General features: G+C 66.3%; 12 protein-coding genes. 2 read left to right on the top strand and 10 right to left on the bottom strand.

Features of this window, described 5'->3' with window-relative positions:
- The first annotated feature begins 506 nt into the window (after positions 1-506).
- Entirely contained in the window at positions 507-2,015 is a 1,509-nt protein-coding gene (locus ACIA49_RS30320; RefSeq protein WP_396381052.1) for a DUF222 domain-containing protein, read from the top strand.
- A gap of 166 nt (positions 2,016-2,181) precedes the next feature.
- Here ACIA49_RS30320 and ACIA49_RS30325 read toward each other — a convergent pair whose 3' ends face one another.
- From ACIA49_RS30325 to ACIA49_RS30340, 4 genes are all read right to left on the bottom strand, one after another.
- Positions 2,182-3,306: an endonuclease gene (locus ACIA49_RS30325; RefSeq protein WP_396381054.1), complete on the bottom strand. Its 1,125-nt coding sequence runs from the start codon at positions 3,304-3,306 to the stop codon at positions 2,182-2,184.
- A 111-nt stretch (positions 3,307-3,417) separates the two neighbouring features.
- Positions 3,418-4,035 carry a hypothetical protein gene (locus ACIA49_RS30330; RefSeq protein ID WP_396381055.1) on the bottom strand — a complete coding sequence of 206 codons (618 nt, stop codon included), beginning with the start codon at positions 4,033-4,035 and terminating at the stop codon, positions 3,418-3,420.
- The gene (locus ACIA49_RS30335) at positions 4,032-4,529 is read right to left on the bottom strand and encodes a SigE family RNA polymerase sigma factor (protein ID WP_396381056.1); all 498 of its coding nucleotides are present in this window, start codon (positions 4,527-4,529) and stop codon (positions 4,032-4,034) included. Before ACIA49_RS30335 ends, ACIA49_RS30330 begins: the two co-directional genes overlap by 4 nt.
- Positions 4,530-4,851: 322 nt before the next feature.
- Entirely contained in the window at positions 4,852-5,784 is a 933-nt protein-coding gene (locus ACIA49_RS30340; protein WP_396381057.1) for a glycoside hydrolase family 16 protein, read from the bottom strand.
- Between the two features lie 131 nt (positions 5,785-5,915).
- Here ACIA49_RS30340 and ACIA49_RS30345 point away from each other — a divergent pair, with 131 nt between their 5' ends.
- Positions 5,916-6,617 carry a GntR family transcriptional regulator gene (locus ACIA49_RS30345; RefSeq protein ID WP_396381058.1) on the top strand — a complete coding sequence of 234 codons (702 nt, stop codon included), beginning with the start codon at positions 5,916-5,918 and terminating at the stop codon, positions 6,615-6,617.
- 3 nt (positions 6,618-6,620) lie between these two features.
- On the opposite strand, the gene ACIA49_RS30350 is transcribed toward ACIA49_RS30345, so the two are convergent.
- The 6 genes from ACIA49_RS30350 to ACIA49_RS30375 all read right to left on the bottom strand — a co-directional run bounded on the left by ACIA49_RS30350 (position 6,621) and on the right by ACIA49_RS30375 (position 12,504).
- Positions 6,621-7,445: a carbohydrate ABC transporter permease gene (locus ACIA49_RS30350; protein WP_396381059.1), complete on the bottom strand. Its 825-nt coding sequence runs from the start codon at positions 7,443-7,445 to the stop codon at positions 6,621-6,623.
- Positions 7,442-8,278, bottom strand: a complete 837-nt coding sequence (locus ACIA49_RS30355) for a carbohydrate ABC transporter permease (protein ID WP_396381060.1) — start codon at positions 8,276-8,278, stop codon at positions 7,442-7,444. Before ACIA49_RS30355 ends, ACIA49_RS30350 begins: the two co-directional genes overlap by 4 nt.
- A 125-nt stretch (positions 8,279-8,403) precedes the next feature.
- Positions 8,404-9,669, bottom strand: a complete 1,266-nt coding sequence (locus ACIA49_RS30360; protein WP_396381062.1) for an extracellular solute-binding protein — start codon at positions 9,667-9,669, stop codon at positions 8,404-8,406.
- Positions 9,670-9,879: 210 nt separating this feature from the next.
- Positions 9,880-10,773 (bottom strand): ornithine cyclodeaminase family protein, encoded by an 894-nt coding sequence (locus ACIA49_RS30365; RefSeq protein WP_396381063.1) that lies wholly within the window; start codon positions 10,771-10,773, stop codon positions 9,880-9,882.
- The gene (locus ACIA49_RS30370; protein WP_396381064.1) at positions 10,770-11,897 is read right to left on the bottom strand and encodes an aminotransferase class I/II-fold pyridoxal phosphate-dependent enzyme; all 1,128 of its coding nucleotides are present in this window, start codon (positions 11,895-11,897) and stop codon (positions 10,770-10,772) included. The genes ACIA49_RS30365 and ACIA49_RS30370 overlap by 4 nt, the downstream gene beginning before the upstream one ends.
- A complete protein-coding gene (locus tag ACIA49_RS30375; RefSeq protein ID WP_396381066.1) occupies positions 11,881-12,504 on the bottom strand; it encodes a transcriptional regulator in 624 nt (207 codons plus the stop codon). The genes ACIA49_RS30370 and ACIA49_RS30375 overlap by 17 nt, the downstream gene beginning before the upstream one ends.
- Between the last annotated feature and the right edge of the window lie 30 nt (positions 12,505-12,534).

A 12,534-nucleotide genomic window follows, 5' to 3' on the forward strand; every position in this document is an offset into this window, starting at 1 on the left:
CCGCGCTCAGCCACCCCGTCTTTAATCGGCCGCAGACATGCTCAGCCACAGCGAGACCTACCCGGCCGAGTCGCCTACCTGGCTGCGCCAACCACATTTTGGGGGTGTGCAGCTGCTGCGGTGGGTGTGCACAAGCTATGACCTGTTCACGTCCCCGAGGTCTTGTTCAAACCCCCGGTGGTTGGCGCCGCTCCGGCCGCCTGCGGCGGTCGACTGAAACCTTCGGGTGCGGCGGGGTAGATGGCTAAGGGGGATGGCGCGGTCGGCGACCCAGGCTTGGCGTTGTCTGAGCTTCCGGGCTGTGGCTGAGGTACGGGATGCTCGAGGGGTCTTGCGCTAGGGGTGAACTTTTCGGGTCCAGGTGACGAAAAAGTACCGAGCAACGTCATCGGGAGGTGTGGGCAAGTTGAGTGTGCAATCAGCCCACACGAATTGCCCACACATCCGTTGTAAATAAGGGGTTCTCGGCTCGAAAACTGTCGGTAGGCGTGGCTATGCTTTTGGGTATGGAGAACTTGGCGATGGCGCCGGTGTGGTCACAGAGTGGCAGCGAACTGCTGACCACTCTCGACAACCTGTACGCCGCCAAGTCCCTCATCGAGACCTACATCCTGCAAACCACCGGACGACTCGACGAAATGGGCACCGCCCAAGAACTCGGCGCCCGCGACACCGTCGAACTCGTCGCGCAGCGGTACCGGCTCGACCCCGCCGCCGTCCGCAAAGACCTGAAGCTTTCCGGTGCCCTCGGCAAGTACCCCGCCGTGACCGACGCGCTGCCCGACCCCACCGACCCAGCACACCCCGCGGTCCTGGACCCCGCGCTGGCCAAGGTGATCGTCACCACCCTGGAGAAAGCGCCCGCCTCGGTCCCGGTCGACGTACTAGAGGTCGCCGAAGAACAAATGGTCGACATGGCCCGCATCTCCAACCCCCGCGAACTGACCAAGTTCGGCCAAGAGGTCCTGGCCCGCCTCGATACCGACGGTGCTGAACCCGCCGAAGACGCAGCCCTCGCGAAAGAAACATTCCGGCTGCGGCAGGTCAACGGCGGGGTCAAGTTCTCGGGGTTCGTGGCCGGCGCCAGCGGCGAATTGTTGCTGACCCAGATCCACACCGGGGCCAAGCCGCACAAGACGGTCGATGGTGAACGCGACCCGCGGCCGCTCGACGTCCGTCAGGTCGACTCGTTCAAGGGAGTCTTGGATGCCGCCGCAGGCAACCCTGATCATCCGGGCGTACCGCACATCACCGTCACCATCGACTTCAACGACCTCAAAGCCGCGCTCCTCGCCAACACCCCCGAAGCCTTCCGCGGCGCCGACAACGAGTCCGGCGCTGGTGCGGTCGGTGAAATGGTGCTCGGAGGCAACCTGTCCGCCTCGGCCGTGCGGCTGCTCGCCTGTGACGCGACGATCCTGCCGATCGTGCTCGGTGGTGACTCACAACCGCTCGATGTCGGTACCGAGCAGCGCTTCGTCAACCGGTACCTGCGCCGCGCCTTGAACAAGCGCGACAAAGGCTGCGTGGTCTGCAAAGCACCACCGTGGATGTGCCACGCCCACCACATCATCTACTGGGCCGACGGCGGCCCCACCAGCCTTCAGAACCTCGTCTTGCTGTGCGCCGCCCACCACCGCGCAGTGCACGCGGGCCAATGGGCTGTCGCCATCACCGGCGGACAAGTCCACGTCACCCGCCCCGACTGGGCCGACCCACCACCCCACACTGACCCCGCCGCCATTGCCGCCCTACTCGCATGGGTCACGCCTGACCCAAGCACGGCTGCTGACAGCAGCGGGGGTGATGGGCTGTGCCCTGACCGCAAGGGCAGCGTTGTCGGTGCCAGCACCAACCCGATGTACGAGCAGTCGGCTCGACTTCCTGCCGGCAGTCGACTGCCCAGTCCGGAACTGGCAGCCGCTCGCGAGGCCTTCCGGACCCGGTTGAGGGCGATGGTGCCCGACTTCACCGATCCCTGGGGGACCGACCCCACACCAGCAGCCGGGCCGTAAGCCTCACCTACTTCCGTCCTGGATGGGCAGGTCGTCGAGGTCGGCCCAGGCCTCCCCAGACATCCTCGGGCCCGCGCGGGCGAGCGCCCGGCTCCATATCTTGTGGATCGCCGGGCACTGCTACGTGTCCGGACCCGCCCCGACGTACCGGCTTGGGAGTGCGGGGTCAGGGCCAGATGGAGGTGACCCATTCGGGGTGGTCGATGAAGGGGTTCCGGTTGTGTTGGTAGGTGGTGTAGATGACCTCGTTGCGGCGCTTCTCGAAGGCGTCCGGCGGGTCGGCGGCGGCCCAGGCCTTCAGGACGGAGAGCTTGCCGATGTAGGGCGCGGTGCCGTTGTTGACCGAGTTGTTGGGCTCGAGGTTGGCGAAGCCGTCGTCGCCTTCGTAGCGGACCGCCATGTAGAAGATCATCCGGGCGACGTCGCCACGGACGGCCGCGCGGGGGGCGAAGGAGTCGGCGTCGGCGGTACAGCCGGGGCATTCGGTGACGGCGGTGCCGCCGTTGTCGAAGTCGAGGTTGCCGCGGGACGAGTTGACCGAGACGTCCTCGGGGCGCAGGTGGTGGATGTCGGTACCCGGGCCGGTCGCCGTACCGAAGTCGCCGTGGGACTTGGCCCAGACGTGTTCACGGTTCCAGTCGTTGACGCCGCCGCCGTTGGTGCTCTTGCTCTGGGAGCGGCCGGAGTAGATCAGGATGACGTTGTTGGTGTTCGCCGGGTCCTGGTCGGTGTCCTTCAGGGCGTTCCAGGCCTGGTCGTAGGTGAGCTTGGTCTGGCTGGAGATGATCGTGTGCAGCGCGGACTTCAGCGCCGTGCCGCTCTTGCCCGCGGCGGCTGCGTAGTAGTCGCCCGGGTCCGGCGGATCACCCGGATCCGACCGGCCACCACCGGTGAACGCGGTCGCGTCCTTGAGACCCGGGTGCGAGAAGTACGCCGCCAGCGTGCCGGTGACGGTGATCTGCTTGCCCAGCAGAGTCGGGTTGCTCTGCAGCCCGTACGACGCCCGGAACGCGGCCGGGATCTGTACGTACAGCATCGACCCCGTGCTCGTCTGACTCGCGGAGTCCGCGAGAGCGAGGGCGTAGTCGTTCGGGAAGTTGCTGCGGACCACCGTGCTGGTGGCGGTCGGCTGGCCGACCACATACCCGGTGACGGAAGCGGTAGAGCCGTCCTGCCGGCCGATCGCCGTCGCAACGGTGATCGGGGTCGCGGCGGTCGACGGCGTGATGCCGAAGCCGAACAACGCGAGGACGGCGGTGATGATCAGGACCGGGCGGAGCGAGCGGGCCACAGCGACTCCCAGGGCGGTTGGGTGGGTCGCAGGTCAGCTTGCCCTTCCGCCCGGTATTGCGAAACGTCCCAGCACCTGAAGATTGCCGGACGATCCGGCAAACCACCGGGGTCAGGGCAGCTGCACCGACCCGAGTGGCTCCCCGCCCTTCGACGCGTAGACCAGGTACGAACCAGGCTGCTTGTTCCACTGGCCGCACCCACGCACGGTGAGCTTCACATCAGACACGTGCGAGGCACCCGGCTTCAGCACGACGTCCAACTGGACAGGTTTGGCCACTGCCTGACCGACCAGCTTCTGATCACCCCGCGCCGGCACGACGAGGTATTCCGTCGGCGCGTTCATGGTGTACAGGGTGAACTTGGTCCTGTTGGTGATCTTGATCTTGACGGTCCCGGTCCACGTGTTCTCGCCGGTCTGCTTCATGGCCCGCTGGGTCAGTTCCATTCTCAACCCTGCGGTCAGCTGAACATCCAGGTGCGGATTGCATTGCGCCGGTTGGTGCGTCGGGGCGGTGAAGCCACCGGCGACCGGAGCGTCCGGGGCACCCGGCAGTACGGCGTACGCGCCGACTGCGAGCGTGGTGACCGCGGTGACGCTGCCGGCGCCTATGGCGGCCGAGCGGACGCGGCGACGGCGGCGGATGGTGGGGAGCAGCGCACTGCCGTCGACGCTCACGTTCTCGGCCTCTGCGGCGGCATTGCGGAGCAGGTCTCGTAGGTCGGTCATTTCATCGTCTCCTCGGGTACGGCGAGCTGGGTGGCGAGCTTGGCGTGGGCATCGGACAGGTGGCGTTTGACCGTGCCTTGCGCGCAGCCGAGCTGATCCGCGATGTCGGGGACGGTCAGGTCCTCGTAGTACCGGAGCACCACGCACGCCCGCTGTTTCGGCGACAGCGTTGCCAGCGCCTGCCGAACGACGTCCGTGAGGAGCCGGTCCTCGTCGTGGTGTTCGGCGGGGTGGATGAGGAGGTGCCGTTTGGCTCGCCAGAGGCCGGCGCGGCGGTGGCCGTCGACGAACTGGTTGAGCATCGCGCGCCGGACGTAGCCCTCGAGCTGGGCGACATCGTTGCCGACGCGCATTCGGCTGAAGACCTTCAACAGACCGTCCTGGACCAGATCCGCCGCAGCCGCGGAGTCGCCGGTCAGCAGGTAGGCGTAGGCACGTAGAGCACCGCCTCGACCGGCCAGCAGTTCTTCGAAGGATTGTTCCCAGTCAGCCATCTGCACCCCTTTCGAGGATGAAGACGAACCAGGATGCCGGACCGTTGGGGGCAGCCAGAATTGAGTCGGTGGGGCGGTGAACGAGTGAGTGTCGTTCGCCGCCCCACCTAGGTGGCTGGGCCCCCATCAGGCCGCGGCTCTCACCGCGGGCTGCTTGCCCATCCACCAGTGAGGTGCCACTGGCGGGCGGTACCTCACCGTCGAAGTGCGGAAGCGTCCTCCTTCGTGGCGTGGTGCGGACGCCGTTTACGGACCGTACTCAGTCCGGCACAGGTTGTCCATGGGCAAAGCAGCCATCTCACGACATGACCCGATTGCTGACTCAGCAGGAGATGTTGTCCTGGTGGGTCGTGCCTGCGGTGCGGAAGTTGTTCACGCGGGTGGTGATCTGGGCAGGTGTCAAAGTTTCGTTCTTCGCGTAGTAGACCCAGTCGGCCGACTGGACGTAGTTGCTGGTGCCGCCGGTGTGCGCGTCGAGGTCGATGAACCACAGGTTGTAGTTCAGCGTCATCGGCCGCCGCGGGTAGACGTTGTGGCCGGCGTCGTCGGTGGTGTGGTCGGCGGCCAGCGCGCCGTCGATGTAGTACTTGACGTGCCCGCCGGCGACGACCGTGACGAGGGTGTGCCAGCCGTTGTGGCTGGAGTAGCGAGCGGTGCTCTTGCGCCAGCCGTCGAACGGGTCCACCTGGTAGGTGTTCCAGCTGGTAATGAAGTTGACCGGGCCGGTCTCGCCCCAGCCGCCGTTCGGCAGGTACTCAGAGATGTCGAGCTCCGAGTACGTCGGCTCCCAGTCGTAGTCCAGCGGCGAGATCGTGTAGAAGGTCTGGTTGATGTGGTCACCGTCGTTGCCGGTGGTCGGGGTGTCGCTGAACTTGAACCGGGTCGCGTAGGTGCCCTCGAAGAACCGCAGGGCGTTCTGCTGGACCTGCGCCTGCGTCGTACCGCCGGCGGTGCCGTTGGTCGCAGCCTTGAGCTGCAGCGACTTCTGGCCGTCCACGGTCGGGAAGGACACGTTGGCCGCGGTCCAGGTGTCCGGGATCCCGGGGCCGCCGGCGCCGGTTCGGACACTCCAGTCGTGGCCGGTGAAGTTCGGGTCGGTCCGCGACGTGTAGTTGAAGTCGTCGAAGAGCGCACCACATGCGGTCGCCTTGGCGACGGCTTCGGGGCGGGCGCTGGCGGTGGTCGCGGTCCCGGCGGCGAGGGCAGCCAGTACGACGGCGGCCGCGGTGAAGCGGATCTTGCGCGATCGAGTCATCGGGTTCACACACCTTCAGGTCTCAGGGCGGGCAATCTGCGATCGAGGGTGGTCTATCCAATTGGTAAAGTCAATGCGTAATGCAGGATCATTAATGCGCGGAAGTGGTTGACCACTGGTAAGATTCGCGGATGCGAAGGATCGAAGCGCGGGACCAGCTGCTGCGGCTGATCGAGGCGCGCAACCCCGGCGAGCCGTTGCCGTCGGAGCGGTCCCTGAGCGAGGAGCTCGGCGTCTCCCGGCCGACACTGCGGGCAGCCCTCGACGACCTGGCCCGCGACGGCCTGGTCATCCGCGAGCACGGTCGCGGCACGTTCACCAGCGCCCGCAAGATCCAGCAGGCGCTCGAGCCGACCGCTACCGGCGACTTCCAGGCACCGCTCGCTGAGGGTTCGCCATGGCCGAGCCACCTACTCAGCTTCGAGGTGGGTCCGGCCGGTGCCCGGCTCGGCCACAAGCTGGAGATGTCACCGGTCGACGACCTGGTCACCGCACTGCGGCTGCGAATCGTCGACGGTGCACCGATGTGCATCGAGCACATCCGGATCCCGGCCGCGTTCGTCCCGGGCATCACCGGCCGCGACTTCGAGCTCGGCTCGTTCTACGGCCTGCTGCGCTCGCGCTACAACGTCGCCCCGAAGGACGCCGTACAGACTGCTGAACCGACGGTGACGGATGGGCAGGAGGCCGAGATTCTCGGCGTACCGCTGCATTCGCCGGCCCTGCTCTTCGAGCGTACGACGCGCAACGCGGACCGCGCCGTGATCGAGTACACGCGCTCCATCTATCGCGGAGACCGGTACCGGATCACGACGCGGCTGACCTTCGACTGAGAGCTAGCCCTTCACGGCGCCGGCGGCGACACCCGAGGTGACGCGGCCCTGGAGGACCAGGAAGATCAGCAGGACCGGGAGCATGAACAACGTGGCCGCGGCCATCGTCGCGCCCCAGTCGGTGCCGAACGTGTTGCTGAACGACGACAGCCAGACCGGCAGCGTCCGCTGGTTCTGTTCCTTGATGATCAACAGGTTCGCGAACGCGAACTCGTTCCACGCGGTGATGAACCCGAACAACGAGGTGGACAGCAGCCCGGGCGCGAGCAGCGGGAACACGATCCGCCGGAACGCCTGGAACTGGTTGCACCCGTCCACCTGCGCGGCCTCTTCGAGGTCCGGCGGAATGGCGTTCAGGAATCCGCGCAGCGTCACGATCGTGAACGGCAACGTCATCATGAAATAGATCAGCGTGAGCATCGGCAGCTTGTCCAGCATGTCGGTGTCGCGCGCGATCACGTACATCGGGATCAGCAGTGCTTCCCACGGCGTCATCTGCGCGACGAACACCATCACGATGAACGCCTGCCGGCCCTTCCACTTCAGCCGCGCGACCGAGTACGCCGCCAGGCACGCGACGACGAGTGCGAGCAGGACGCCGCTGATCGCGACGAACGCCGAGTTGCGCCAGAACAGCCAGAACCCGTCCGCGTGCACCGCCGTACTGAAGTGGCTCAAGGTGACGTTGGTCGGGAAGAACGACGGCGTCTCGGCCTGGATGTCCTTGGTCGGCTTGAAGGCCGTCAGGATCATCCAATAGACCGGGAAGACCGCGAACGCGAAGACTCCCAGCGCGATGACGTTGAGGACTATCCGCTTCGGCTTCACAGTTCACCTTCTTCCTTGAACAGCTGGCGGAAGTAGGCCAGCAGTACGACGGTCAGCAGCAGCACCGTCACCATCGAGATCGCCGCACCGAGGTCGTACCGGTTCAGCGACTGGGCGATCTGGTAGGCGTAGACCGGCAGCGTCAGGGTCGCGTCACCCGGTCCGCCCTGGCTGATCACCCAGATCTGCACGAAGCTCTTGAAGACCCAGATCACCTCCAGGCACAGGATCAGCCCGAACATCGGCCGCAGGATCGGGAACGTGATCAGCCCGAACATCCGGATCGGCCCGGCCCCGTCCATCGACGCCGACTCGTAGATCTCCTTCGGCACCGTGGTGATCGCGGCGTACAGGGTGAGCGCCGCGAACGGCACCGACTGCCAGACGATCATGATCACGATGATCGCGAACGTCGACGTACCGTCCGCGAACCACGCGTAACCGTCGTACTGGGTGAAGCCGAGCTGGACGAGTACCCAGTTGACGACCCCGAGCTGGGACTGGAACAACCACTGGAACACGGTCGTTGCCGCCAGCACCGGAATCGCCCAGGCCAGCACCAGGCCGCCCATCACGAGGAAGCGCATCCACTTGCCCAGGGCATCGATCAGCAGCGCGACCAGGGTGGCCAGCACCATGATCAGTACGACGTTGATCGCGGTGAACGCGAAGGTCCGGCCGACCACCGACCAGAACTTGTCGTCGGTGAAGATCGCCCGGTAGTTGTCGATCCCGACGAACTCGGCGCCGCCGCGGATCAGCTGGGCGATGCCGAACTTCTGGAACGAGATGACCAGGTTCCGGATCAGCGGGTAGATCAGTAGGTACGCCATCCCCAGGACGGTCGGCGCGATGAGCAGATAGGGGAGAACCCGGGGGCGCCCCCGCCGGGCCCCGGCCGAAGGTTTCTCGGGCGGGGTGGCGGGGGCGGTCCGCTCGGCTTGAGCGAGAGCCACGGTTACTTTCCGCTGTTCAGGGCCTCGGTGATGATCGCGTCGGCCGCCTGGGCCGCCGCGGCCGGGTCACCGCCGGTGAGCACCTTGGTCTGGTACTCCTTGATCGGGTTCTTCGCCTCGACCGCTGCCCAGTTCGGCGAGTTCGGGGTCGCCTTGCCGTTGGCCGCACCGGCCGCCATCGCGCTGGTGCCCTCGTCGCCGGTGACCTGGGACGCGAGCGCCTTGCGGTTCGGCACGTACTTCATCGACTTGGCCAGGTCGACCTGCCACTTCTCGCCGGCCAGCTCCTTGATGAAGGTGTAGGCCGCGTCCGGAGCGTCCGACGCCTCCGGCACGATCAGGTCCGAGCCGCCGGTGAAGACCGCACCCGGCTTGTCGGCGGTCTTGCCCGGGATCGGGAAGAAGCCCAGCTTGTCCTTGAGCGCCGGGTTCGCCTGGGCGATCAGCTCGGCAGCACCCGGTACGGCGATCATCTGCGCGACCTTGCCCTGCGCGAACACGTCGGTCTGGGTCGGCTTGGCCTCGTCGGAGTCCTTCGGACCCTTGCCGAGCGCCTGGATCTGCTTGTAGAACTCCATGCCCTTGAGTGCCTCGGGCGTCTCGAGGGCGCCCTTCCAGTTGTCGCCGTCCTTGACCGCGAGGTCGCCGCCCTCGTCCCAGATGAAGCCGGACAGCACGTAGAAGTTCTGGCCGGGTAGGTAGATGCCCTGGTTGCCGCCGGTGTTCAGCTTGGCGGTGGCGGCCAGCCACTCCTCGCGGGTCTTCGGCGGGGTCTTGATCCCGGCCGCCGCGAACAGGTCCTTGCGGTAGACGACCACGCGGTTGGCCGCGTAGTACGGAACGCCGTACTGCTTGCCCTCGTAGTTGCCGGGGCCGGCCAGACCTTCGATCCAGTCGTCGCCCTGCAGGTCGCTCTTCTTGTCGGACAGGTCCCGGACACCGCCGGACGCGGAGTACTGCGCGACCTGGGTGTTGCCGACCTCGATCACGTCCGGCGCGTCCTTGCTGGCCAGCGCACCGATGATCTTCGGGCCGATCCCGTTCCACTCCTGGATCTGGACGTTCAGCTTCACGTCGGTGTGCTTCGCGGCGAAGTCATCGGTGAACCGCTTCAGGAAGTCGTCCGAGACGCTCCCCTTCATCAGCCACACGTCGATGGTCTTCGGACCGGAACTTGCGTCGTTCTTGTCGCCGGACGACCCACACGCCGCGAGGGCGGTGAGGGACAGGGCCGCGACAGCAGCCACGGCAAGCGAACGGAACTTCATGGATCACCCCTGGTATGAACCTGTTCCTGCAGAGGCCTCGAGAATTGCCCAGCCGTGACTGACGGGTCAATAGTTCAGAAGTGTCCGTTACTATTCTGTGAGAGCGCGATCGCGCTGGTTCACGCATGCTGGAGCGGCTAAACCGGTCAAGCTGTGCAGCGCAGGTTGCAGATGGCGCAACCACACCACTTCCGCACCTCGTGATGCCAATTAACGAACCAGTTGGCCGAGAACAGCGCCCGCAACGCCCGCGTCAGTGGCCCCGACGCCGGTCAGGTCGGCGACCGAACGACGTACATCCGGCCTTCCGTCGCGAAGCACCTCACCTACTGCGACGTCCGCCGTCGCCTCCACGACGCCAGCCCGGACGGCGTTGCCGAAGTCACCGTGATGGAGGCACTGGGTGTGGTCGTCGGTGGCGATGAACGCATCGGCGAAGACCTTCGGAGGCAACTCGCCCTTGCCCGGCATATCGGTCCCGATGCCCGTGATGTGCACGGCACCCCGGAACGCCTCCAGCGGCAACGGCTCACGAGCAGCAGTCGTCGTGATCACGCAGGGAGCGCCGGTCAATCCGTCCGGCGTCGCGTTGACACCTTCCGCGGTGAGAGCTGCGCACAGACGCTCAACGGCTTCCGGTCGACGTCCCCAGACCTTCACCCGAGTCAGTGGTCGCAGTTCGCGCAACCACAACACCTGCAGAAGCGCCTGCTCACCAGTCCCCAGTACGGCGACCTCGTCGACGCCGGATGGGGTCATCGCGTCGGTGATGAGCGCCCCGGCGGCCGCCGTACGCCATGCTGTCAGCTTTCCCTCATCTGCAAGGACTGCAGCCGGCTGGCCGTTGGTCGCATCCACGGCAAGCATCAGCCCGTTGTTCACTGATCCGAAGGTGCTCGCCACTTTCACCACGAAGTACGGCGTTCCGCCCACGTGACCGGCTTTCACATGGGTGTCACCGGCGTACTCGGGGAACTCGAGCACCATCGGCGCCGGCACCGACGTACGGCCCTCGGCATGCGCGATGAGCGCGGACCGCACCGCGTCGAACACGACCGCCGGCGTCGCTACCTGGCTGATCTCGTCAAGTCCGAAGACCCTCACCTGGCGTCCAGCCACGCGGACCACGCGGCGAGCGCCGGAGCGGGGTTGTGCCGTCCCAGGCCGACACGGAAGCGATCGGTCGGGGTTGCAGTCAGGTCGGAACGGTAGATGCTCGCGGGCAACAGCAGTACGCCGGTCTGCTCGACCAGCTCGGTGCACATCGTTTCCACGCCGTCCGTACCCAGGTAGCGCGGATAGGTCACGCACCCACCATCGGGGGCCGTGAACTCGAACAGATCCGGGTAGCGGTCGAAGAACTCGGTGAAGAGCGGGAGGTTCGTCGCGACGATCCCACGGTTGCGCTCGAGGATCTGGTCGCGGGCCCGGAGTGCGATCAGCGCGAGCACCTCACTCGGCGCCGAGTTGCAGATCGTCGTGTAGTGCTTGGCACGTTCGAGTCGATCCAGTACGGCGCGATCACGGCAGGCGATCCACCCGATCCGTAGCCCGGGCAGGCCGTAGGCCTTGGACATCACGTTCAGGGAGAGCGCCGTACCGGCGACATCTGTTGCTTGCGGCAACGACTCGCGGGTGAGCTCAAGCCCGCGATAGACCTCGTCGGAGAACAGCAGGATGCCGCGTTCCGCGCACAGCTCAACCAGCCGTTGCCACGCCTCGGGCGTCGGGACCGCACCGGTCGGGTTGTTCGGGAAGTTGACCGAGACCATCCGTGTGTTGGGCTTCAGCGCAGCTTCGACCGCATCGACGTCGAGCGCCCAGCCGTCCTCGGGCCGCAGCGCGACCCCGGTGACCGCCGCGACGGACAGCGGCACGGTCTCGGCGGCTTGGTAGTTCGGGGTGAGGACGACAAGGTGATCACTCGGCTCCAGCAAGGTGCGCATCGCAAGGTAGATCCCCTCCTCCGCACCTGCGAAGCAGAGGATGTCGTCCGCCTCCAACTCGTCGTACGTCGCCGCGATCGCCTCCCGCAGCGTCGGCAGTCCACGCGTCTCCGTGTAGCCGAGTGCCAGCGACTCCCAGCGCTCCCGTCCATCGTCGTCGGCCAGCGCGAGCAGCTCAGACATCGTGAGCGTCTGCGCGTCGGATGCGGTCAGGTGGTACCGCGCGGTGAACTCCCAGCGCGCGAAATGGGTCTCCAACCGGAAATCAGGCAGGGTCGGCATGCGGCTCCTTCCGAGCCTCGGCAAGCAGTTGATAGAGCGCAGACCGGGACACCTGCAACGCCCGAGCCACCGCAGGCACCGACCGCCGCTGGCTGAGCACCCCGGCCTTCTCGAGCCGCCTCAGCAGCTCCACGCGGTCAGCCCGCCCCAGCCGCTCAACCGGTACGCCGCGCTCCTGCACGTAGGTCGCGACCAGCTCATTGAGCGTCTCGGTCCAGTCGTGCTCAAAGAACACCCGCGGCTGCCCAGACACCGGCGCCGCGAAGGCCGCCAGCAACCGACTCGCACTCTCGAACGCAGTCCGGTCGACATTGACGCACAGCACGTAAGCCGCCGTACCGTCCTCATCCCGCAGTACGGCGCTCACACTCGACAGCCGGCGCCCATCCGGCAACACCTTCGGATACGGCCCATACGCATCGCGCGCCGTCTCACTCAGCTCGTCAAGCTCCCCAAGCAGCGACGCATCCCCGGGAACGCGCCCCGACAACGGATTCCAGATCGCCACGATCCGATCCGTCGCCGAGTCATGCAGCACCACCTCCGCATGAGGCGACAACAACCGCGCCAACACCTCACCCACCGGCGCAACCTGCTCAGGAGTCATGTCTCCAGACAATACGTCCACTTTGGACAA

Origin of the sequence: Kribbella sp. NPDC051587, assembly GCF_044453945.1 — a bacterium.
Lineage (GTDB): Bacteria > Actinomycetota > Actinomycetes > Propionibacteriales > Kribbellaceae > Kribbella.